Origin of the sequence: Pigmentiphaga daeguensis (assembly GCF_039523035.1) — a bacterium.
Lineage (GTDB): Bacteria > Pseudomonadota > Gammaproteobacteria > Burkholderiales > Burkholderiaceae_B > Pigmentiphaga > Pigmentiphaga daeguensis.
In genome coordinates this window covers 23,995-46,182 of the sequence record NZ_BAAAEN010000013.1, presented here as the reverse complement: position 1 = coordinate 46,182, position 22,188 = coordinate 23,995, and the positions used below count along the sequence as shown (strand labels likewise).

Here is a 22,188-nt window from a genome sequence, read left to right as displayed (position 1 = left end):
TTCCTGGCGTGCCTGGGATAAATTGCGGACACTAGAACACGAAAATCATGGATGGGGACTTGAGCGTCAACCCGCCTGCCCGCGGTTTTTCCAAGCGCCGCCTGGTGTGGGGCGGCGTCTGCCTGTTCGCCGCCGCCCTGGCGGTGATGCTGGCCTACATCTGGGGCGAACGAACCGGCATCCAGGTGCTGCGCCAGGGGGTGGAGCACAGGCTCGACATCTATGCCGGCGGGGTGCAGAGCGAGCTGACGCGCTACGACTACCTGCCGGGCATCCTGTCCCTGAACAAGGACGTCATCGCGCTGCTGCAGGATCCCGGCAATCCCGAGCGGATCGCCCGGGTCAACCTGTACCTGGAAACGGTCAACCGCAAGGCCGGGTCTTCCGAGATCTACGTCATGAACACGGAGGGGCTGACGCTGGCCGCGAGCAACTGGAACCGCCCGCCCAGCTTCGTCGGCCGCAATTTCTCGTACCGGCCCTATTTCATCGACGCGGCCAAGGGGCTGTCGGGCCGCTTCTACGGCATAGGCACCGTCAGCCAGTCCCCGGGCTATTACTTCTCGTACGGCATCTACCACGACGGCAGGATGCTGGGCGTGGCGGCGCTGAAGGTCGACCTGGACAAGCTCGACGACGCTTGGCTGCGTGCCGACGAGAAGGTGGTGGTGGTGGACGAGAACGGCGTCATCTTCCTGACTTCGGTACCGGGATGGAAGTTCAAGACGCTGGCGCCGCTGTCGTCCCACACGCTCCAGAAGCTGGCGGTGACGCGCCAGTACCACCGCGCGGGATCGCTGGAGCCGCTGGGCATGGCCGAGGTCGGCAAACAGCCCGAGGGCGTGCGCATCGTGCAGTTCACCAACGAAGCGGCGCGCGAGGGCGAGGGCGGCAACTTCCTGGTGCCGTCCTATCTCGTGCAGAGCCGCCAGATACCGGGCACGCAATGGAAGCTCATGGCCTTGTCCAACATGGCCCCCATCCACGCGCGCGCCCGCAACATGGCCATCGCGGTGGCACTGGCCATGGGGTTCCTTGCCATACTGGGCCTGTACCTGCAGCAGCGGCGGCGCGCCATCGCCCAGAGCCTGGCGGCCAGCGCGGCCCTGCAGCGGGCGCACGACGAGCTCGAACGCAAGGTGGCGGCGCGTACGCAGGCGCTGAGCAACGCCAACCGTCACCTGCAGACCGAGATCGCGGAGCGCCGCCGCGCCGAGGAAGTGCTGAAGTCCACCATGGATGAGCTGGTGCAGGCTGGCAAGATGGCGGCGCTGGGCCAGATGGCCGCCGGCATCACGCATGAACTGAACCAGCCGCTGGCGGCGCTGCGCACGTTGGCCGACAATGCCACGGTGCTGCTGCAGCGCGGACGCCAGGCCGATGCCGAAGAGAATCTGACCATGATCGGCCAGCTGATCGCCCGCATGGGCAAGATCACCGGCCAGTTGAAGAAGTTCGCGCGCAAGTCGCCGGCCCTGCTCAAGCCGACCTCGATCGCGGTGGCCGTGGCCGACGCCTGTTTCCTGCTCGAGCAGCGGCTGCGGCAGGAGCGGGTCGAGCTGCGGTTGAGCGTTCCGGACGATGCCTGCGCCTATTGCGACGGCAACCGGCTGGAACAGATCCTGGTCAACCTGCTGGGCAATGCCATCGACGCGATGGCGCGCAGCGACGAGCGGCGCCTGGAGATCTCGGTCACGGAGGCGGGGGGCTGGGTCGTCATCTCGGTCCTGGACAGCGGGCCGGGCATTCCCGACGAGGTGATGCGCCGGCTGTTCGAACCCTTCTTCACGACCAAGGAGCAGGGGGTGGGCTTGGGACTGGGGCTGGCGATCTCGGCGGGCATCGTGCGTGATTTCGGCGGCAGCCTGCGCGCCTGCAACCGCGAGGGGGGCGGGGCGGAATTCGTGCTGCAACTGCGGCCGGCGAAGTTGGAGGAGACAGTGGATGCATGAAGGATTGACAGTCTTGTTCGTCGAGGACGACCCGGCGGTCAGGCTGGGGGGCAAGCAGGCGCTGCAACTGGCAGGCCTCGAGGTCAAGGCGTTCGAGTCGGCCGAGCAGGCGCTCAAGCACGTCGTGCCCGGATTTCCGGGCGTGCTCGTGACGGACGTGAAGATGTCCGGCATGGACGGGATGGAGCTGCTGCGCCGCGCGCTGGAGATCGATGCCTGCCTGCCGGTGATCCTGGTGACCGGCCATGGCGACATCTCGATGGCGGTGCAGGCCATGCGCCTGGGGGCCTACGATTTCATCGAAAAACCGTTTTCCTCCGAGCACCTGAGCGAGGTGGTACAGCGGGCCCTGGAGAAGCGCGGGCTGACGCTCGAGGTGCAGTCCCTGCGGCGGCAGCTGGACAATCGCCTCGCCATCGAAAGCGCGCTGCTGGGCCGGTCGCCGGCCATGGTGGCCTTGAGGAAGGTGGTGCAGGACCTGGCCGATACCGACGCCGACGTGCTGGTGGTGGGCGAGACCGGGACCGGCAAGGAACTGGTGGCCCGGTGCCTGCACGACCACAGCAACCGGCGCGATCGCCATTTCTCGGCCTTGAACTGCGGCGGCATGCCCGAGACGCTGTTCGAGAGCGAGGTGTTCGGCCACGAGGCCGGCGCGTTCACGGGCGCGGCCAAGCGGCGCATCGGCAAGATCGAGTATGCGCGCGGCGGCACGCTGTTCCTGGACGAGATCGAGACCATGCCCATGGTGTTGCAGATCAAGCTGCTGCGCACCTTGCAGGAGCGGGTATTCGAACGGCTGGGGTCGAACGAGCCTCAGCCCATGGACTGCCGGGTCGTGGCCGCCACCAAGAGCGACCTGCTGGCCGAATCGGAGCGGGGCGCGTTCCGGGCCGACCTGTACTACCGGCTGAGCGTCGCGGTGCTGGAGATCCCGCCGCTGCGCGAACGGCGCGAGGACATCCCCCTGCTGTTCGAGCATTTCATCCTGCAGGCGGCCCTGCGCTATGGGCGGGATGCGCCGGTGCTGTCGGGGTCCCAGTTGCAGTCGCTGATGGCGCATCACTGGCCGGGCAACGTGCGCGAACTGCGCAACGTGGCGGACCGCTACGTGCTGGGGCTGGCCAAGGACGGCCCGGCCGGCGCGGCGGCCAGCGCAAGGCGCTCGCTGGAAGAGCAGATGACCAGCTTCGAACGCCTGCTGATCGAGGACGCGCTGAAGAACTGCTCGGGCCGCACGGCGGCGGCCAGCGAGATGCTGGGCCTGCCGCGCAAGACGCTCTACGACAAGATGCACAGGCTGGGCCTGAGCACCGATGACTTCAAACAGGCGTAAGTGCGCCCACCAGGCGCGGTCCGCTGGGCGGCCGCTTGCCGGCCGAGGCGGGCGGCTCGGGAATCAGGACGTAGCGTCCGCCTTCCTGGGCCGCGGTATACCCGGTGCCCCGCAGCAGGGTGTCCAGCCCGTCCTGGATCGTGTAGCGGCCGGTCAGCCCGGGCGTCGTCAGGCCGGCCACCAGGGCAGGATCGAACGACAGCCGTATGCCCGCCTGGCGGGCATATTTTTCGAGCGCAGGGCGCAGGTCGCCGCTGGAAATGGCGAAATCCAGCCGGTGCTCGGCCGAGGCCGTCGGGCCGGCCTGCGCATGCGGCATGCCGGGCAGGGCCAGCAGCCAGCCTATCGACAGGGCCACGGGTACCGCGACCATCCACGATTTGGCCGGCACGGTGAACGTCCGCCGTTTGGCGCGGCGTGGCCGCAGGGGAATCACTTGGCACGTCATACGAGTCTCCTGTTGCGGGACTGCGCCGTGGCGCGACCTGCTTGTAATTGTTCGATGACGTCCCTAGGGTAGCACGCCGCGCCCCATCTAGTGGGCGACCCGCACCACCAGCTTGCCGAAATTGCGTCCCTCCAGCAGACCCATGAACGCGGCGGGGGCGTTTTCGAGCCCGTCCACCATGTCTTCCCGGTACTTGATGCGCCCGTCGGCGATCCAGTCCGACATCTGGCGGGTGAACTCCCGGTAGAGCGGTCCGTACCAGTCCGAGACGATGAAGCCCTGGATGCGCAGGCTCTTGGTCAGCGCCAGGCGCATCAGCATGGGCAGGCGGTCCGGGGCTTCGACGCCCGGCACGGCGTTGTACTGCGAGATCAGGCCGCAGAGCGGGATGCGGGCATGGCGGTTGAGCAGCGGCAGGACGGCGTCGAACACGGCTCCGCCCACGCTTTCGAAATAGACGTCGATGCCGTTGGGGCTGGCCGCGGCCAGGCGCTGGGCGAGGTTGGCCGCGCGATGGTCCACGCAGGCGTCGAAGCCCAGTTCGCGGATCGCATGGTCGCACTTGTCCGGTCCGCCGGCGATGCCCACCACGCGGCACCCGTGCAGCCTGGCCAGTTGTCCCACCACCGATCCGACGGCTCCGGTCGCGGCGGCGACGGCCACCGTCTCGCCCGCCTTGGGCGTGCCGATCTGCATCAGGCCCACGTAGGCGGTGAATCCCGGCATGCCCAGCACGCCCAGCGACCATGAGGGATGGGCAAGGTCCGCGGGCAGGCGGGTGAGCCCCTTGCCGGACGACAGCGCGTAGTCCTGCCAGCCGCTGGCGGCCAGGACCAGGTCGCCGGCGGCGAAGTCAGGATGGCGCGATTCGGCCACGCGGCACACCGTGCCGCCCAGCATGACGTCCCCGATGTCCAGCGGCTTCGCATACGAGGCCGCGTCGCTCATGCGGCCGCGCATGTAGGGATCGAGCGAGAGGTAGAGCGTGCGCAGCAGCACCTGGCCGTCGGCCGGACTGGGAACCGCCTCGGTTTCAAGGCGGAAATCCTCGGCCACCGGCGTGCCGGCGGGGCGCCTGGCCATGACGATGCGGCGGTTCATGGGCGCGGACGGGGGCATGTCGTTCTCCTGGCGGTCGTGGTCGGGCACGTCTCGTGCTGATCGGCGATGATCCACCCGCGGGTGGATCGGATCAACGATAAGCCGTCCGGAGCATTTATGAAACCTTCGTCCACCAAGCCTTCCGAGCCGGCCGCCCGGCCCGCCCGCAAGCCGGAGCGGCAGGCCGCCGAGACCGATCTCAAGCGAGAGCAGATGGCCCGCCAGAACGACCGGAATACTTCCGCCGATGACCTGGGCCGTTCGCCCAGGTCGAACAAGCTATCGGGCAGCGGCATCGACGTGGCGGGACCGGGAGGGAAATAGCCGCCGGTCCGCCGCCGCGCCCTCAGTCCGTGCGTGCGCGGTCCAGCCTCAGCAGCGGGACCTGCGCCAGCCGATCGCGCAGGATGCGGTGGACTTCGTGGTCGTATTCGGCGCGCCCGCCGTCCAGCAGGCCGTACAGGGCCTGATCGTCGGTCGCGCTGCCCAGGAATTGCCAGCGTTCCACGATGTGGATGACGCGGGCCTCGCGTATCCCCACCGGACCTTCGTAGGGCCAGTGCGTGTCGCCGGCCAGGGCGGGCGTGCGCGCGCGGCGATTGTGCAACGGCGCCAGGGTCCGCAACAGCCGGTTCTCGTGCAGCAGGGCGCCGATGGCGCCGCCCGTCTCCAGCCATTCGATGTGCCGGACCTGCTCGGCCAGGCGCCGTGCCTTGGCCGATTTCCAGGCGCCCGGCTGGAAATGCGACAGCACCTTGTCCCGCAGCCTGGAGGCCCGCCCGACATACAGCGGCTGGTGGTTCACGTCGCGCAAGACGTAGACGCCGTAGGCGTCGGGCAGCAGGCGGGGCAGGGCCGGGTCCAGGTATTCGGGCCAGGGCACGCGGCCGGCCAGCGCATCGACGAGCTCGCCGAGCTGCCCGGCCGGAAACTCGCGGTGGATGTCCTGCCAGAAGTGCCACAGCAGGCGCGCATCGTCGAGCGCACGATGGCGGGCATGCACATGCAGGCCGTGCCGGGCGATCAACGCATCCAGGCTATGGCTGCGGTACTGCGGGTAGAGTTTGCGCGAGAGGCGGACGGTGCACAGAACATCGGGCCGGAAGGGCCGGTCCAGCCGGTCGAACTCCTCGCGCAGGAAACCGTGGTCGAAGCGGGCGTTGTGCGCGATGAACAGGTAGCCGTCCAGGCGCCGGGCGATGTCGTCGGCCAGGGCCTCGAAGGGTGGGGCGCCAGCCACCATCGCGTCCGTGATGCCGGTCAGCGACTGAATGGCCGGGGGAATGGGGCGGCCCGGGTGGACCAGGCTGCTCCATTCGCGCATGCCGTCGGCATCCACCTGGACGATGCCGATCTCGGTGATGCGGTCGCTGCGCGGCGTCGTGCCCGTGGTTTCCAGGTCGACGAAGGCCAGGCGGGGAGGATGCATGGGAATGGGTGAAGAACGAGCAGCCCCTATTTAACCAGACCATGCCTGCCCGGGCCGCGCGCGGCCGCGGTCGCGTCTTCCGGCCGGCTTACTATATGAGGTAGATAGTCGACAAGGAGACATCCCGATGGCCGCATCCTCATGGCGCCGCGAATGGCTGTCCAAGCCGCTGTTCCGCTGGGCCGCGAAGGCGCTGCCGACCATGTCGGACACCGAGCGCGAGGCCATCGAGGCCGGGGACGTGTGGTGGGACGCCGACCTGTTCACCGGCAATCCGGAGTGGCGCCGCCTGCTGGACATGCCGCCGGCCAGGCTCAGCGACGAAGAGCGGGCCTTCCTGGACGGGCCGGTGGCCGAGCTGTGCGCCATGGTCGACGACTGGCGGGTCAACTGGGAACTGCATGACCTGCCCCCCGACATCTGGGCGTTCCTGAAGGCACGCAAGTTCTTCGGCATGATCATTCCGCGCAAGTACGGCGGACTGGGATTCTCGGCCTACGCGCATTCCGAAGTCGTGCGGCGGATCTCGACCCGGTCGCTGACGGCGGCGGTCACGATCATGGTGCCCAACTCGCTCGGGCCGGGCGAGCTGCTGCTGCATTTCGGCACCGACGCCCAGCGCGAGCACTGGCTGCCGCGGCTGGCGGACGGCCGCGACATCCCGTGCTTCGGGCTGACCAGCCCCGAGGCGGGATCGGACGCGGCCGCCATGGTGGACCACGGCGTGGTCTGCAAGGGGATGTGGCAGGGACGCGAAGTGCTGGGCATGCGGCTGACCTGGCACAAGCGCTACATCACGCTGGGGCCGGTCGCGACCGTGCTCGGGCTCGCCTTCAAGCTGCGCGATCCCGACCGGCTGCTGGGCGACCGCGAGGACATCGGCATCACCGTCGCGCTGGTGCCCACCGATACGCCGGGGGTGGAGATCGGCCGGCGGCACCTGCCCGCGATGCAGGTGTTCCAGAATGGCCCGAACCAGGGCAAGGACGTGTTCATCCCCATGGAGGCGGTCATCGGCGGCGTCGAGCGGGTGGGGCAGGGCTGGCAGATGCTGATGACGGCGTTGGCGGCGGGCCGGGGCATTTCCCTGCCATCGCTGGCGGCGGCCTCGTGCGTATTCTCGGCGCATACCAGCGGTGCCTATGCGCGCGTGCGCCAACAGTTCGGCATTCCCATCGGCAAGTTCGAGGGCGTGCAGGAGAAGCTGGGCCGGATGGCGGCCCTGGCCTACCAGGTGGATGCCGCGCGCCGCCTGACCTGCGCGGCGCTGGACGCGGGGCACAAGCCCGCCGTGATCTCGGCCATCATGAAATACCACGCCACCGAACGCATGCGCATCGCGGTGAACGACGCGATGGACATCCACGCGGGCAAGGCGGTGATCGACGGCCCGCGCAACTACCTGTCCAACGTCTACCGCGCCATCCCCATCGGCATCACGGTCGAGGGCGCCAACATCCTGACCCGCTGCCTGATCGTCTTCGGCCAGGGGGCCATCCGGGCGCATCCGTTCCTGATGCGCGAGATGGCGGCGCTGGCCGACAGTGATCCGGCCAGGGGCCTGGAGGAATTCGACCGTACCTTCTGGCGTCATGCCGGCCACGCGACGGCCAACGCGCTCCGTGCCTTCGGCCGCGCCTGGACCGGTGGCCGGTTCGCGCCGGCACCGCGCTCGGCCGGTCCGGTCGCCCCCTACTACCGCGCACTGGGCCGCTATGCCTCGGCATTCGCGCTGGTGGCCGACGTCACGCTGGCGACGCTGGGCGGCGCGCTCAAGCGCAAGGAGATGCTGTCGGCGCGGCTGGGCGACATCCTGGCCGAGCTGTATCTGCTGTCCGCCGTCCTCAAGCGCTGGCACGACGAAGGCCGGCAACCCGACGACCTGCCGCTGGTGCAGTGGTGCATGGAAAGCGGCCTCGCCGCCATCGAGGCGAGCCTGGACGCGGTGCTGGCCAATCTGCCCGCGCGGGCGGCCGCGGGGGTGCTGCGGTTCGTCTGCCTGCCCCGGGGCGTGCGCCGGCGCGGCCCGGCCGATGCCGTCACCCTGGCCTGCGCCGAGCGGCTGCTCGAGCCGTCGCCGGCACGCGATCGCCTGTTGCCCGGGTTGGCCCGGCCACGTCCGGGCGAGGCGCTGGACAGGCTGGCACAGGCCTTCGAGCTCGCGGCGCGTGCCGCTCCGGTGCTGGACGAGCTGCGCCATGCCGGTGTCCGCGACTGGCGCGACGGCGTGCGCGCCGGAAAGGTGGACGCGGCCCAGGCCTTGATGTTCGAAGACCTGGAACGCGCCATCGCCGACGTCGTCGAGGTCGATAGTTTCGACCCAGCCGAACTGGCCGGAAAGCGCGTGGCGCAAGGCTGAACCCCGGTTTTTCATGTTTCAGCGGGATGTCGGCGGAATCGAAGCGGATAAGGGTAATTTCGGAGCCGTTGACATCGGAATCCAGGGTTTGTAGGGTTGACACCCCGAGTCTTTCTGACTAGAATGATTTGAGTTGAAATCATTGCTCTACATTGATTTGTGGGCAGTGATTTTTTTCACCAAGCACTTTCGATTTCCTGGACATGGACCACATCGGCTCGGCCGCGGACACGGGCGTCAACTACAACCTGCGCATCCTGCGAGCCTTGCGTCGCATCACACGCAACATCGCGCTGCACTCCAAGCAGTTGGCGGCGTGCAGCCACATCACCGCGCCGCAACTGGTCTGTCTCCTGGCCGTGATCGAGTCGGGGCCGCTGACGGCCACGGCCATCAGCCGTGAAATCTCGGTCAGCCCGAGCACGGTCGTCGGCATCCTCGACCGGCTGGAGGAGAAGGGCTGGGTCAAGCGGGAACGCAGCAGGGAAGATCGCCGCACGGTCCTGGTATCGGCCACCGATGCCGGCCGCGAGGTGGCCAGCCAGGCACCGTCGCCGCTGCAGAAGACGCTGGCCGATGCCCTGGGCGCGCTGCCCGAACTGGAACAGGCCACGATCACGCTCTCGCTCGAGCGCATCGTCAGCCTGATGGAGAACCCGGGTTCGGACACCTCGCCCATCCTGGACATCAATGCATCGGATACGTCTCCGGAGTCGGGCCTGGCGGTGTGACCCGGAGCCATCAAACCCAGTGCGTCGCCGCAAGGCGCCGGCGTGCGAAACATAGGAGGGTCGTAGTCTGAAAGCGATCGACGACACGCTCATCCAACCTGCGGTATTCAATCCGGCTCTGGAGAACTTCGATCTCCGGCCACCTGAAATCGAAGATGCCGCGGACATCCAGCGACTCATACAGGAATCGCCGCCGCTGGATGTCAATTCCACCTACGCCTACCTTCTTCTGTGCCGGCACTTTCGCGATACCTGCGTAGTGGCCACCCGGCAAGGGCAATTGGCAGGGTTTGTTTCTGCCTACCTTCCGCCCAAGCAATCCAACGTGTTGTTCGTCTGGCAGGTTGCGGTCCATCCCATGGCACGCGGCCGTCGCCTGGGCCAGCGCATGCTCGAGCACCTGCTGGCCAGGCCGCTGCCGCAGCCCATACACAGCATCGAAACCACCGTGTCCCCATCCAACCAGCCGTCGCGGCGCATGTTCGCGGCGCTGGCGCAGGATCGCGGCGCCCAGTGCGTGGAGCAGCCCATGTTTCCGCCCGAACTGTTCGGCCAGGCCGAGCACGAGGACGAGCGGCTGCTGCGCATCGGCCCGTTCTAGCAAAGGCCGGATGCCCCTCGTATCCGTCCCGGTTCGTCCGGGTCCGCCTATACGTCTTTCACGCTTCTAGAAGCAAAACAGGAGGGAAAAACCATGGATCTCAAGATCTTCGACCGTCTCGAATCGGAAGTCCGCGGCTACATACGCTCGTTTCCGGTCGTCTTCAGCAAGGCCAAGGGCTCGCTGCTGTTCGACGAAGAGGGCCGGCAGTACATCGACCTGTTTGCCGGCGCCGGCACGCTGAACTACGGCCACAACAACCCCGTGCTGAAGCAGCCCCTGCTGGACTATGTCCAGGCGGACGGCGTGGTGCACGGCCTGGACATGGCCACCTCGGCCAAGAAAGATTTCCTGGAAGCGTTCGAGCGGCTGATCCTGAAACCGCGCGGCATGAAGTACACGCTGCAGTTCACCGGCCCGACCGGCACCAACGCCGTGGAGGCCGCGCTCAAGCTGGCCCGCCGCGTCAAGCAGCGCCCGAACATCGTTTCCTTCACGCACGGCTTCCATGGCGTGAGTGCCGGCTCGCTGTCGGCCACGGCCAACGCCAAGTACCGAGAGGCCGCCGGCGTGAGCCTGGGCAACACCACCTTCATCCCGTACGACGGCTATTTCGGTCCGGACGTGGACACCATGGCGTACTTCGAGCGCATGCTGGAAGACCGCAGCAGCGGCATGGACACCCCAGCCGCGGTGATCGTCGAGACCGTGCAGGGCGAAGGCGGCGTGAACGTGGCCACGCTGCGCTGGCTGCAGGAGCTGCAACGCCTGTGCCGCCGCCACGACATGCTGCTCATCGTCGACGACATCCAGGTCGGCTGCGGCCGCACGGGCACCTTCTTCAGCTTCGAGTCGGCCGGCATCCAGCCCGACATCGTCACGCTGTCCAAGTCCCTGAGCGGCTTCGGCCTGCCCATGGCCATGGTGCTGATCAAGCCCGAACTGGACATCTGGAAGCCCGGCGAGCACAACGGCACCTTCCGCGGCAACAACCTGGCCTTCGTGACCGCGCGGCAGGCGCTGGAACATTACTGGAGCGACGGCGCCTTCACCCGCGAGATCCAGGCCAAGGAGACGCTGGTGCGCGACTGGCTGGAGAACATGGTCCACAGCCATCCGGAGGCGGACCTGTCGGTGCGGGGACGCGGCCTGATCCAGGGCCTGGTCAGCGGCGTGCCGGGACTGGCCAACAAGATCGCGGCCCAGGCGTTCAAGGGCGGGGTGGTCATCGAGACCTCCGGCGCCAACGACGAAGTGCTCAAGCTCCTGCCCGCGCTGACCATCGAGGAAGGCCAGCTCCGGCAGGCGCTGGAAGTGCTGGACCGCGCGGTGGCCGAGGTGGTGGCCGCCGAGCAGCTGGCCCAGAAGCAATCGAATGCCCGTGTATTGAAATTTGGAGGAAAGGGACGATGATCGTACGCGACATCAAGGACATCATAGGCACCGAGAACGAAGTATCCACGCCGACCTGGACCAGCCGCCGCGTGCTGCTGAAGAAGGACGGCATGGGGTTCTCGTTCCACGAGACCATCATCCATCCCGGCACCGAGACCCACATCTGGTACAAGAACCACGTCGAGGCCGTCTGGTGCATCGAAGGCGACGGCGAGATCGAGACCGTCGCCGACGGCAAGGTCTACAAGCTCGGCCCGGGCGTGGTCTATGCGCTCAACGACAACGACGAGCACTACCTGCGCGGCGGCAAGGAGCCGCTGCGGGTCATCTGCGTCTTCAATCCGCCGCTGACCGGCCAGGAAGTGCACGACGCCGAAGGCGTCTATCCCCTGGACGAAGCGAAGGTCGCCTGAAGGCCCTCGGCAAGGGGCCGCGCCCGCCGGCGGGCGGGGCGGCGCCCATGAGAATAGGAGGACAACCATGATTACTCCCGCACGCGATATCTATTCCTCGCGCGCCGACCGCGCCGCCGGCATCGTGCAGCGGCGCGACCCCGTGGTGTACGGCAGCGCCAAGGTGGAGCCGGGTACCGGCCTGGACGCCGAGCAACTGGGCGGCTACGAGCGCAACGGCTATATCCTGCTGAAGAATTTCTTCTCCGCGCAAGAGACCCAGGCGCTCAAGCGCGAGGTCGAGCGGCTGGTGCGCGACCCCGCCATCCGCCGCCGTGAAGAAGCCATTACCGAGAAGGGCACCGACGTCGTCCGGTCGGTGTTCATGGTGCACAAGCTGAGCAAGCTGCTCGGCCGGATGTCGCAGGACATGCGATTGGTCGGCATCGCCAGGCAGATCCTGGGTTCCGATGTCTACATCCACCAGTCGCGCGCCAACATGAAACCGGGTTTCAAGGGCAAGGAGTTCTACTGGCACTCGGACTTCGAGACCTGGCACGTCGAGGATGGCATGCCGGCCATGCGGGCGCTGAGCTGCTCGGTGCTGCTGACCGACAACGACGCCAGCAACGGGCCGCTGATGGTGGTGCCCGGTTCGCACCGCCAATTCGTCTCGTGCGTGGGCGAGACGCCGCAGGACCACTACAAGCAGTCGCTGAAGAAGCAGGAGTACGGCGTGCCCGACCCCGTCAGCCTGCAATTGCTGGTCGACCAGGGCGGCATCGACGTGTTGTCGGCGCCCGCCGGTTCGGTCGTGTTCTTCGACTGCAACATCATGCACGGCTCGAACAGCAACATCTCGCCCTATCCGCGATCGAACGTGTTCATGGTGTATAACAGCGTGGAAAATACCCTGAACCCCCCCAGGTACGGCCTGAATCCGCGGCCGGAGTTCATCGCCACGCGCGAAAGCTTCGCGCCCATCCAGGCGGTAGAGCCCGGCTACCTGCGATCGGTCTGACGGCGCGCCGTCGGTCCGGCCGGCAAAGGGCGCCTGCGGGCGCCCTTTGCCGCTGGAGGCGGCGCCAGGCCGCCATTGGTGCGGTCCGGCCGGGATCGGGTATAAACGCACCTGGCCGTTTGCGGCCGCTTCCTAGGACACCCGAGTTATGCAACGCATCATGCTTCGCGCCAAGATTCACCGTGTCGCGGTGACTCAGGCCGATCTGAACTATGAAGGCTCGTGCGGAATCGATGAGGATTTCCTCGATGCCGCCGGCATGAAAGAGTACGAGCGCATCGAGCTCTACAACATCAACAACGGCGAGCGCTTCTCCACCTACATCATCAAGGGCAAGCGCGGCAGCGGGGAGATCTCGCTGAACGGCGCGGCCGCCCGGCGCGCCCACGTGGGCGACCTGATGATCATCTGCACCTACGGCCCGATGACGGACGAGGAAGCGGCCGAGCACAAGCCCATCGTGGTCCTGGTCGACGAGAACAACCGCATCAAAGAAGTGATCCGGAAGTCCTGAGCCTGCCGGTGCGCCGATGCAGGCCGATCTGCTGCTCTTTCTTTCCCTGTCGGTGGGCGTGACCATCGCGCCCGGCCCGGACAACCTCCAGGTACTTGCCCGCTCCCTCAGCCAGGGCCGCGCCGCCGGCATCGCGGCCGCGCTGGGCTTCGCCTCGGGCTGCCTGTTCCACACCACCTTGGCCGTACTGGGCGTGGCGGCGCTGCTCAGGGCGTCGCCCATGGCGTTCGACGCGATCCGCCTGGCTGGCGCCGCCTACCTGATGTGGCTGGCGGTGCAGGTACTGCGCAGCCGAGGCGGCTTCTCGCCCACGGGCGGCCCGCCGCCGCTCGGCTTGGCGCGCATCTTCGGCCAGAGCGTGCTGGCCAACATGCTGAATCCCAAGGTCACGCTGTTCTTCCTGGTCTTCCTGCCCCAGTTCGTCAATCCCTGGGTTGGGCATCCCGACTGGCAGATGCTGTGGCTGGGAGTGATCTTCATGGTCCAGGCGGCGGTCGTGTTCTGCCTGATCGCCTGGTTCGCCGGCCTGCTGGGGCAGTTGCTCAGGCGCCGGCCGCAGGTCGGCGTATGGCTGGACCGGCTGGCGGGCCTGATTTTCCTGTTCCTGGCGGTACGCATCGTGTGGGAATAGGCAGCCTGCGGCCACGCATGCTCCCGGCCATGGCTGCGGGATGCCTCGCCGGCATGAAGCCTGGCAGTCAGAGGCGTGTGAGCGATGACAGGAACTCGTCGGCAGGCCAGTTCGCGGCGCTGGCGGCGTCGTTCAGCCGTATCCATAGGTCGCGGCCGCGTCCGTCGGGCCATCGGCGGGCTGAAAGCGCGTGGAATTTGTCAGCCAGCAGCGGGAGGGCCTGATCGCGACGCGACGGGTCGCCTGCGGGAAACCGCGTCTCTATCCAGGGCGACGCCGTACCGTCGTCCAGTGTCACCCGCACGGCATTGGCGCAACTTCGAACGGCCGGATCGTGGTGCTCCCGGGTATGGGATGGATCCTCGGCCAGGCGGGTCAGCGCGCGCAGGCGGTCGATGCGGGGGTCGGCAGCGGTGGCGTCGTCATAATCATGGTGGTCGAGGCGCCCCTTGAGCAGCGCCACGGCCACGACGTACTGCATCGAATAGTCGCGCGCCGCCGAGGAACTGTGCGTATCGCACGGCGCCATCAGCAAGCAGGTGCTGAATCTCGAGCGCTGGCTGGGCGCGGCGCTGTTCGACCGGCGCGGACGCCGGCTCGAGCCCACCGTGGCAGGGCGGGTGCTGGCGGGCGAACTGCGAGACGCGTTCGACCGCATGGCGGGCGCGGTGGAGCGCGCCCGTCCCGAGGCCGGCCGCAAGCTGGTGATCAGCGCGCCGCCCACCATGACCCTGCATTGGCTCGTGCCCAGGCTGACCGGGTTCCTGCGCCAGTATCCCGACATCCAGATCCAGCTGAACAACCGGCGCGATCGCGCGCACGCGCTGCCGGGCGGGGTCGATGCGGCGATCCGGCGCGGCCGCAGCGGCGAGCCGCACCTGGTCGAGACACCTTTCATGAAAGAGGCGGTGACGCCGCTGCGGGCCGGACCGGTCAGGCGCCGGCCCGCCTCGATCGACTCGCTGGAGCGGGAAACCTGGCTGACGGCCGACATGCGGCCCGACGACTGGCAGCGCTGGCTGGCGGTGGCCGGCGTGCCGCATCTGCAGCCGCGGGCAAGCCTGGGCTTCGACCATACCTATCTGGCGGTCGAAGCCGCGCTCGATGGACTGGGTGTCGTGATGGGGCCCCGCTACCTGATGCAGGAGGAACTGGAGGCCGGACGGCTGGTGGCGCTGTTTCCCGAGGTGCTGGCGCCGGCCGACGATTATTTCTTCGTGCACGACAAACAGCGGTCGGCCGATCCGGCCATCGCGACGCTGCGCGCCTGGCTGCAGGCCGAGGGGCAGGCGCACGAGGCCCGCATCCGGGCCTAGCCGGCGGGCCGATACCACGCGTCCAGTGCATGCCGGACGGTGGGATGACGCAGGCGCACGCGCAGCTCGGTCACCAGGCGGCGGTTGTCCAGCCGCCGTGACTCCTGCATGAAGGACCACATCGCCGGACTGACCGCGGCGCGGACGCCGGCCGCCGGCAGGCTGGGCGGGCGAGGCAGGCCGGCGGCGTCGGCGACGGCATCGAAGTAGTCGCCCATCTTCAGGTCCTGGCCGTCCGCGGCATGGACGATGCGCTGCGGCCGTCCGCGATACAGGGCGGCCTCCAGGGTTCGGGCCAGGTCGCCGATTTCGATATGGTTGGTGTAGACGTCCTCGCCGGGGGCCAGGCGCGGCAGGCCGGCGCGCAGCCGCTCCAGTGGCAGGCGGTCGCGCCCGTAGATGCCGGGAATGCGCAGCACGACGGCGCGCCAGGGAGCCAGGCCCAGGCGCGCCCGGCGAGCCCGGGCCGGGCCGGGCGTGCGCCAGGCGGCCTCGGCGTCCACCCGGCGCCGGCTGCGGGGGGACGCGGGGTGCACGGGCGCGGTTTCTGGCAGCCGGCGGCCCCGGGCGTCGCCATAGACGCCGGTGGTGCTGGCGTAGACCACCGTGAGCGCCCCGGTGGCCAGGGCGCCGCGGCGTGGTTTGGCTACAATGGCGGGATGCCGGATTTGCCGTGGGCCGGGGCCCATCGCAGCCGGCCGGACGCGCGCTTTCGGGGCCGGCCGCCGCAGGACGGCCGCCAGCCTGCGGGAGCGAGGATCGCCTTCGCCCTGTCCGGGCGGCGGGGCCAGCATCAGGACGTCGGCTGCCAGACCGCGCAGGCGGGCCAGTTGCCGCGGGCAGTCCAGGTTGCCCAGCAGCGGGATGGCGCCCGCGGCGCGCAGCTCGGGCAGCCGCTGCGGGCTGGACGTCAGCGCGAAGACCCTTCTGCGGCCCGCCAGCCGCTCCAGGACGTGCATGCCCGTGTCGCCGCAGCCGACGATCAGCAGGCGCGGGCGACCCAGGCGCGCGGCATGCGCAGGCTGCGGGATGTTCATCGTATTTCCACCGTTTTCATAGGATCCAGGTGATGAGTCATCAGGTCACCGTTCTGCCCAGCGGTCATCGGTTCACGGTCGAACAGGGCCAGACCGTGCTCGATGCGGCGCTGCAGGCAGGCGTAATGTTGCCCTATAGCTGCAAGAATGGGGCATGTTCGTCGTGCAAGGGCAAGCTGGTCGCGGGCGAGATCGAGCTCGGACCCCACCAGGCCCAGACGCTGACGCCCGAAGAGGCCGAGCTGGGCCTGACCCTGTTCTGCGTGGCGCGCCCGCTGACCGATCTCACCATCGAGGCGCGCGAAGTCATGGGCATCGCCGACATCCCCATCCGCAAGATGCCTTGCCGCGTCCAGGGGCTGGCCGAGGCGGCGCCGGACGTGCGGATCGTGCGCCTGCAATTGCCGGCCACCGAGCAACTGCGCTTCAACGCCGGGCAATACGTCGAGATCATCATGAAGGACGGCCGGCGCCGTTCGTATTCCATGGCGAACGCACCCCACGAGGAAGGCGGGCTGGTGCTGCACATCCGCCACCTGCCCGGCGGCGCCTTCACCGACCACGTGTTCGGCGCGGGCGCGACCCAGCTGAAGGAACGCGACATCCTGCGCTTCGAGGGCCCGTTCGGTTCGTTCTTCCTGCGCGAGGACAGCCACAAGCCCATCGTCATGCTGGCCAGCGGCACCGGCTTCGCGCCGATCAAGGCCATGGTCGAGCACATGATCCACAAGGACATCCGCCGTCCGGTCCATCTGTATTGGGGCGGCCGCCGCCCGCGCGACCTGTACATGGACGAGGTGGCCCGGGAGTGGGCCGCGGCCCGCCCGGATTTCCGGTACGTGCCGGTGGTGTCGGACGCGCTGCCCGAGGATGCCTGGACCGGCCGCACGGGCTTCGTGCACCAGGCGGTGATGGACGACCTGCCGGATCTTTCCGGCCATCAGGTGTACGCCTGCGGCGCGCCCGTCATGGTCGAATCGGCGCATAGGGACTTTGTACAACAGTGCGGACTGCCCGATGACGAGTTTTATGCGGACTCTTTCACGTCCGAGGCAGACATCGCCCGCAACACGGTGTAATGTTTATCGACCCGCCGCGTCGGCGGGTTTTCCATTTTTCGCCCTCGGGCACGCAAGGAGTTTGAGTCATGGAATTCGGCCAGTTCAACGTCAACGCCCTCATGGAGATCACGCAGCGCCCGGACCTCGTGTTCGTCCGAGGGCAGGGGTCGTGGCTGGAAGACCATGCAGGCAAGCGCTATCTCGACTTCATCCAGGGCTGGGCGGTCAATTGCCTGGGGCATTGCCCGCCGGAAATCGTCAAGGCCGTGGAGACCCAGTCGCGCCAGCTGCTGAACCCGTCGCCGGCCTTCTACAACCTGCCGTCGATCGAACTGGCCACGCGCCTGACCCAGGCTTCGTGCTTCGACCGCGTGTTCTTCGCCAACAGCGGCGCCGAGGCCAACGAGGGCGCGATCAAGCTCGCGCGCAAGTGGGGGCAGGTCCACAAGCAGGGCGCCTTCAAGATCATCACCTTCAACCACAGCTTCCATGGCCGCACGCTGGCGACCATGTCGGCCTCGGGCAAGCCGGGCTGGAGCACGATCTTCGCGCCCCAGGTCGACGGTTTCCCCAAGGCTGAGCTGAACGACCTGGCATCGGTCGAGGCGCTGATCGACGACCAGACCGTGGCCATCATGCTGGAGCCGGTGCAGGGCGAGGGGGGCGTCATTCCCGCGACGACCGAATTCATGCAAAGCCTGCGCAAGCTGGCCGACGCGCGCAAGCTGCTGCTGATCGTGGACGAAGTGCAGACCGGCATGGGCCGTACGGGCACGATGTTCGCCTACGAGCAGGCCGGGGTGCGCCCCGACATCATGACGCTGGGCAAGGGCATAGGCGGGGGCGCACCGCTGGCGGCGATGCTGGCGCGCGAGGAGGTCTGCGTGTTCAAGCACGGCGACCAGGGGGGCACCTACAACGGCAACCCGCTCATGACGGCCATCGGCGTGGCGGTGTTCGACGCGCTGGCCGCGCCCGGCTTCATGGAAGGCGTGCGCGAGCGCGGCCAGTACCTGTCGCAAGGCCTGGTGAAGCTGGCCGCCAAGTGGGGCATGCCCGGCGAACGCGGCAACGGCCTGCTGCGGGCGCTGGTCATGGACCGCGAGGACGGCCCGGCCATCGTCGAGCGCGCACGCACGCTCGAACCCAATGGCCTGCTGCTGAATGCGCCGCGCGGCAACCTGCTGCGTTTCATGCCCGCGTTGAACGTATCCACGGACGAGATCGACCAGATGCTCGAGCAGCTCGACGGCATCATCGCGTCGATGCGCAAGTAGGCCGGCGCCCGGCACCGGCCGGACCCGAAGCCCCTCGTCCCACGGACGAGGGGCTTTTTGCATGCGCCGCCGGCGGCGGGCGGGCTGCTATGATTACTGTATGGATATACAGTCGTCCGGGGCCGCCCCGGCGCGGGACGAGCTCCCGTCGCCCGCGTACGTCGTGGCCGTGCGCACCCTGTGCGAGTTCACCGCGCGCCAGGGGGATCTCGACCTGCGCTACACGCCCGCGCCGACCGCCCAGGAGGGCCAGGCGGGACACGTCCTGGTCGCGGGACGGCGTGGAGACGGCTACGAAGCCGAGATCGCGCTGTCGGGGGACTACGGCGTGCTGCGCGTCCGGGGCCGCGCGGACGGCTATGATCGCGCGGCGAACCGGCTCGAGGAAATCAAGACGCACCGTGGCCGGCTCGATGCGCTGCCCGGACACCGCCGCGCCCTGCATTGGGCACAAGTCCGGATGTATGGGCACTTGCTGTGCCGCGAGCGGGGATTGACGGAACTGGAACTGGCCCTGGTCTACCTCGACGTCGCCAGCCGGCGCGAGACGGTGTTGACGGAACGGCTTTCCGCCGCCGAGCTCGAGGCCTTCTTCAACGAACAATGCGAACGTTTCCTGGCATGGGCGCTGGCCGAACGGTCGCATCGCCAGGACCGTGACAGCGCCCTGGCGTCGCTGGCGTTCCCGTACGCCAGCTTGCGCACCGGCCAGCGCGAACTGGCGGTGGCCGCCTTCCGGACGGCACGCGACGGCCTGTGCCTCATGGCGCAGGCGCCCACCGGCATAGGCAAGACGCTGGGCACGCTTTTTCCCACGCTGAAAGCCTGCGCGGCGCAACGCCTGGACAAGATCTTCTTCCTGGCCGCCAAGAGCTCCGGCCGCGCGCTGGCCCTCGACGCGATCGACCGGCTGGCCGCGGGCGCCGCAGGCAGGCTTCCGCTGCGCACGCTGGAGCTGGTGGCGCGCGACAAGGCTTGCGAGCATCCAGGCCGCGCGTGCCATCCCGACGATTGCCCATTGGCCCGCGGCTTCTATGATCGCCTGGCCGCGGCGCGCGCCGACGCGGTCGCGGCCGCAGGCCGCTGGGATCGGCCGCGCGTGCGGGAGATCGCGCTGTCCCATGGTCTATGTCCCTACTTCCTGGCACAGGAACTCGCGCGCTGGAGCGACGTCGTGGTGGGCGACTACAACTACTACTACGATGGCAACGGACTGTTGTACGCGCTGACGGTTACCCAGGGCTGGCGGGTGGCCGTACTGGTGGACGAAGCCCACAACCTGGTGGAGCGGGCGCGCGGCATGTACAGCGCGTGCGTCGACCAGTCCGCGTTCCAGGCCGCGCTCGCCGCCGCGCCTCCCGCGCTGCGCCGCCCGCTGAATGCCGTGCGCCGGCAGTGGAGCGCATGGAACCGCCTGCAGACGGCTCCCTATCAATGCCATCCGGCCGTGCCGGCCGCCTGGCTGGCCTCGTTGCAGCAAGCGACGGCATCGATTACCGACCGCCTGGCCGAGACGCCCGTGGGAATGGCGCCGGCGTTGCAGCGCTTCTACTTCGATGCGCTGCACTTCATCCGCCTGGCGGAGCAGTTCGGCTCCCATTCCCTGTTCGACGTGACGCTTGCACCCGGGCGCCGCCCGGTTTCCACGCTATGCCTGCGCAACGTGGTGCCGGCGCCCTTTCTCGCGCCCCGCCATGCGGCGGCGCACGCCACCTTGCTGTTCTCGGGCACGCTGGCGCCATCCGGCTTCTATCGCGATACGCTGGGCCTGCCGGCGTCCACGGGCTGGATGGAGGTGCGGGCGCCGTTCAGGCCCACGCAGTTGTCGGTGCGGATCGCCGGACACATCTCCACGCGTTTCCGCGATCGCGAGCGCTCGGTGCCGGCCATCGCCGGCCTGATCGTGCGCCAATACGCGGCCAGGCCCGGCAACTACCTGGTGTTCGCCAGCAGCTTCGACTACGTGCAGCGCCTGGCCGAGGGCGTACGCGAGCATGGCGGGCAGTGGCCCATCTGGGTGCAGACGCCGGACATGGACGAGGCCGGCCGCGCCGGCTTTCTGGCCCGTTTCGTCGAAGGCGGACAGGGGCTGGGCTTTGCCGTGCTGGGGGGCGCCTTCGCCGAAGGCGTGGACCTGCCGGGTTCGCGGCTGATCGGCGTGTTCATCGCCACCCTGGGGATGCCGCAGGTCAATCCCGTCAACGAACGCATGCGGGACGTCATGCAAGCCCGCTTTGGCCGGGGATATGACTACACCTACCTGTATCCGGGCCTGCGCAAGGTGGTGCAGGCCGCCGGACGGGTGATACGGACCGAGCACGACGAAGGCGTGCTGGTGCTGATCGATGATCGGTACGGGCGGCCCGAGGTGCGGCAGCTCTTTCCCGCCTGGTGGCGGGTGGGGCCCGGGGCGGACGAGCCCCTTCAGCGGCGGTGAGCCAAGGGCGCGGCCAGCGAGGCCGGGACCTTGTTTTCGCCGGCGGTTCCGGATCGGCGCGGCAGGACGACTTCGAAGACCGTCAGCCCCTCGGTGTCGCAATTCACCGTCAACCGGCCCTGGTGGATGGCTACCAGTTCCTTGACGATGTAGAGGCCCAGCCCGAGCCCGCCGGAGGGCCGCGACCGGCCCGCCGTGGTGGCGAAGGGTTGGAACAGCCGGGTGCGGACGTCGGGGTCGAGCGAGCCAGAATTGGCCACCTTGACCGTGACGGAGCCGTCATTCGTTCCGTCTATGCTGATGGACACCGGCTCTCCCGGCATGCCATGCTGCAGCGCGTTGCCGAGCAGGTTGGAAAAAACCTGTTGCAGGCGGTCCTGGTCCCAATGCCCGTGCGTGTCGCCGGAGCACTCCAGCCGGATCGCGCGCCGGTCGTCCAGCGGGTCCAGTTCCTGCACGATGCCACGGCACAGACCGGCGAGATCGACCGGCTCGTGTCCGATGGCCAGGGTGAGCGTTCCCGTGCGCATGTGCGCGAGGTCCAGCATCTGGTCCACCATGCGCGACATCCGGGTCCCGCTGTTCCGGATGCGGCCCGCCCAGTCCCGCGTGCGGTCGTCCGTGGCGGTCTGGACCAGGACTTCCGAGATGTTGACGATGGCCGACAGCGGGTTGCGCAGGTCGTGGCCCAATACGGCGACGAACATTTCGTTGGTGCGCAGCAGCTGCGTCAGTGTGTCGAGCTGTTCGGCCAGTTGCAGGCGCTGGTGTTGCAACTGTATGAAGACGTCGATCTTGCTGCGGAGTATGTGGGGGTCGAGGGGCTTGTAGAGGAAATCCACCGCGCCGGCTTCGTAGCCTCGGAACGTCCGATGGGTGCTGCGGTCGGCGGCGGTCAGGAAAATGATGGGGACGTGGCGGGTACGGGGACTGCCGCGCATCAGCTCCGCGAGTTCGAAGCCGTCCATGCCCGGCATGTGCACGTCGAGCAGTGCCAGGGCGACGTCGTGTCCGAGCAGCAGCTCCAGCGCCTCCGGCCCCGAATTGGCCCGCAGCAGCTCCACGTCGGGACGCTGCACGAGCGCCTCCAGCGCGACGATGTTTTCCTCGATGTCGTCCACCACGAGAATCTTCACTGAGCGTGGCATGC

21 protein-coding genes and 1 pseudogene are annotated in these 22,188 nt (G+C 68.2%); 16 read left to right on the top strand and 6 right to left on the bottom strand.

The features are described 5' to 3' along the window. The first annotated feature begins 47 nt into the window (after positions 1–47). Positions 48–1,952, top strand: a complete 1,905-nt coding sequence (locus ABD104_RS16845) for a sensor histidine kinase (protein WP_343927900.1) — start codon at positions 48–50, stop codon at positions 1,950–1,952. Beyond that, positions 1,945–3,288: a sigma-54-dependent transcriptional regulator gene (locus tag ABD104_RS16840; protein ID WP_087839965.1), complete on the top strand. Its 1,344-nt coding sequence runs from the start codon at positions 1,945–1,947 to the stop codon at positions 3,286–3,288. Before ABD104_RS16845 ends, ABD104_RS16840 begins: the two co-directional genes overlap by 8 nt. Here the strand turns inward: ABD104_RS16840 and ABD104_RS16835 are convergent. Beyond that, positions 3,275–3,736 (bottom strand): STN domain-containing protein, encoded by a 462-nt coding sequence (locus tag ABD104_RS16835; protein ID WP_343927899.1) that lies wholly within the window; start codon positions 3,734–3,736, stop codon positions 3,275–3,277. The two genes, ABD104_RS16840 and ABD104_RS16835, sit on opposite strands and share 14 nt — an antisense overlap. Positions 3,737–3,823: 87 nt before the next feature. Next, complete coding sequence (locus ABD104_RS16830) at positions 3,824–4,855, bottom strand: NADP-dependent oxidoreductase (protein WP_132979211.1); 1,032 nt, start codon at positions 4,853–4,855, stop codon at positions 3,824–3,826. Positions 4,856–4,954: 99 nt separating this feature from the next. Between ABD104_RS16830 and ABD104_RS16825 the strand changes: the two genes are divergently transcribed. Beyond that, positions 4,955–5,161, top strand: coding sequence for a hypothetical protein (locus tag ABD104_RS16825; protein WP_087839963.1), 207 nt, complete (start codon positions 4,955–4,957; stop codon positions 5,159–5,161). Between the two features lie 22 nt (positions 5,162–5,183). On the opposite strand, the gene ABD104_RS16820 is transcribed toward ABD104_RS16825, so the two are convergent. Further along, the gene (locus ABD104_RS16820) at positions 5,184–6,266 is read right to left on the bottom strand and encodes an exonuclease domain-containing protein (RefSeq protein ID WP_343927898.1); all 1,083 of its coding nucleotides are present in this window, start codon (positions 6,264–6,266) and stop codon (positions 5,184–5,186) included. 127 nt (positions 6,267–6,393) lie between these two features. On the opposite strand from ABD104_RS16820, the gene ABD104_RS16815 reads away from it, so the two are divergent. The 8 genes from ABD104_RS16815 to ABD104_RS16780 all read left to right on the top strand — a co-directional run bounded on the left by ABD104_RS16815 (position 6,394) and on the right by ABD104_RS16780 (position 13,910). Beyond that, positions 6,394–8,625, top strand: coding sequence for an acyl-CoA dehydrogenase (locus ABD104_RS16815; protein WP_343927897.1), 2,232 nt, complete (start codon positions 6,394–6,396; stop codon positions 8,623–8,625). A 203-nt stretch (positions 8,626–8,828) separates the two neighbouring features. Next, complete coding sequence (locus ABD104_RS16810; protein WP_343927896.1) at positions 8,829–9,356, top strand: MarR family winged helix-turn-helix transcriptional regulator; 528 nt, start codon at positions 8,829–8,831, stop codon at positions 9,354–9,356. A gap of 67 nt (positions 9,357–9,423) precedes the next feature. Further along, on the top strand, positions 9,424–9,957 hold the full coding sequence (ectA, locus tag ABD104_RS16805; RefSeq protein WP_132979214.1) for a diaminobutyrate acetyltransferase: 534 nt from the start codon (positions 9,424–9,426) through the stop codon (positions 9,955–9,957). A gap of 93 nt (positions 9,958–10,050) precedes the next feature. Continuing rightward, positions 10,051–11,370: a diaminobutyrate--2-oxoglutarate transaminase gene (gene ectB, locus ABD104_RS16800; protein WP_087839958.1), complete on the top strand. Its 1,320-nt coding sequence runs from the start codon at positions 10,051–10,053 to the stop codon at positions 11,368–11,370. Next, on the top strand, positions 11,367–11,765 hold the full coding sequence (locus ABD104_RS16795; protein WP_087839957.1) for an ectoine synthase: 399 nt from the start codon (positions 11,367–11,369) through the stop codon (positions 11,763–11,765). The genes ectB and ABD104_RS16795 overlap by 4 nt, the downstream gene beginning before the upstream one ends. 67 nt (positions 11,766–11,832) lie before the next feature. Beyond that, on the top strand, positions 11,833–12,765 hold the full coding sequence (gene thpD / locus ABD104_RS16790; RefSeq protein ID WP_087839956.1) for an ectoine hydroxylase: 933 nt from the start codon (positions 11,833–11,835) through the stop codon (positions 12,763–12,765). A 148-nt stretch (positions 12,766–12,913) separates the two neighbouring features. Beyond that, the gene (gene panD, locus ABD104_RS16785; RefSeq protein WP_087783350.1) at positions 12,914–13,279 is read left to right on the top strand and encodes an aspartate 1-decarboxylase; all 366 of its coding nucleotides are present in this window, start codon (positions 12,914–12,916) and stop codon (positions 13,277–13,279) included. Positions 13,280–13,295: 16 nt separating this feature from the next. Continuing rightward, positions 13,296–13,910, top strand: a complete 615-nt coding sequence (locus ABD104_RS16780) for a LysE family translocator (RefSeq protein ID WP_087839955.1) — start codon at positions 13,296–13,298, stop codon at positions 13,908–13,910. A gap of 67 nt (positions 13,911–13,977) precedes the next feature. Here ABD104_RS16780 and ABD104_RS16775 read toward each other — a convergent pair whose 3' ends face one another. Beyond that, positions 13,978–14,439, bottom strand: a complete 462-nt coding sequence (locus tag ABD104_RS16775; RefSeq protein WP_343927926.1) for an MmgE/PrpD family protein — start codon at positions 14,437–14,439, stop codon at positions 13,978–13,980. Here ABD104_RS16775 and ABD104_RS16770 point away from each other — a divergent pair. Then, positions 14,411–14,518: pseudogene (locus ABD104_RS16770) on the top strand (LysR family transcriptional regulator); the annotation flags it as partial. The gene ABD104_RS16775 and the pseudogene ABD104_RS16770 overlap by 29 nt on opposite strands. A 48-nt stretch (positions 14,519–14,566) precedes the next feature. Next, a complete protein-coding gene (locus tag ABD104_RS16765; protein ID WP_343927925.1) occupies positions 14,567–15,226 on the top strand; it encodes a LysR substrate-binding domain-containing protein in 660 nt (219 codons plus the stop codon). Here the strand turns inward: ABD104_RS16765 and ABD104_RS16760 are convergent. After that, on the bottom strand, positions 15,223–16,263 hold the full coding sequence (locus ABD104_RS16760; protein ID WP_343927895.1) for a Rossmann-fold NAD(P)-binding domain-containing protein: 1,041 nt from the start codon (positions 16,261–16,263) through the stop codon (positions 15,223–15,225). The genes ABD104_RS16765 and ABD104_RS16760 overlap by 4 nt on opposite strands. 32 nt (positions 16,264–16,295) lie before the next feature. On the opposite strand from ABD104_RS16760, the gene ABD104_RS16755 reads away from it, so the two are divergent. The 3 genes from ABD104_RS16755 (at position 16,296) to ABD104_RS16745 (ending at position 21,038) form a co-directional block, all read left to right on the top strand. Beyond that, on the top strand, positions 16,296–17,342 hold the full coding sequence (locus tag ABD104_RS16755) for a CDP-6-deoxy-delta-3,4-glucoseen reductase (RefSeq protein WP_343927894.1): 1,047 nt from the start codon (positions 16,296–16,298) through the stop codon (positions 17,340–17,342). 68 nt (positions 17,343–17,410) lie between these two features. Continuing rightward, the gene (locus tag ABD104_RS16750; RefSeq protein WP_087839950.1) at positions 17,411–18,601 is read left to right on the top strand and encodes an acetylornithine transaminase; all 1,191 of its coding nucleotides are present in this window, start codon (positions 17,411–17,413) and stop codon (positions 18,599–18,601) included. 100 nt (positions 18,602–18,701) lie between these two features. After that, positions 18,702–21,038, top strand: a complete 2,337-nt coding sequence (locus ABD104_RS16745; RefSeq protein WP_343927893.1) for a helicase C-terminal domain-containing protein — start codon at positions 18,702–18,704, stop codon at positions 21,036–21,038. Here the strand turns inward: ABD104_RS16745 and ABD104_RS16740 are convergent. Next, entirely contained in the window at positions 21,026–22,186 is a 1,161-nt protein-coding gene (locus tag ABD104_RS16740; protein WP_087839948.1) for a hybrid sensor histidine kinase/response regulator, read from the bottom strand. The two genes, ABD104_RS16745 and ABD104_RS16740, sit on opposite strands and share 13 nt — an antisense overlap. Positions 22,187–22,188: the final 2 nt, after the last annotated feature.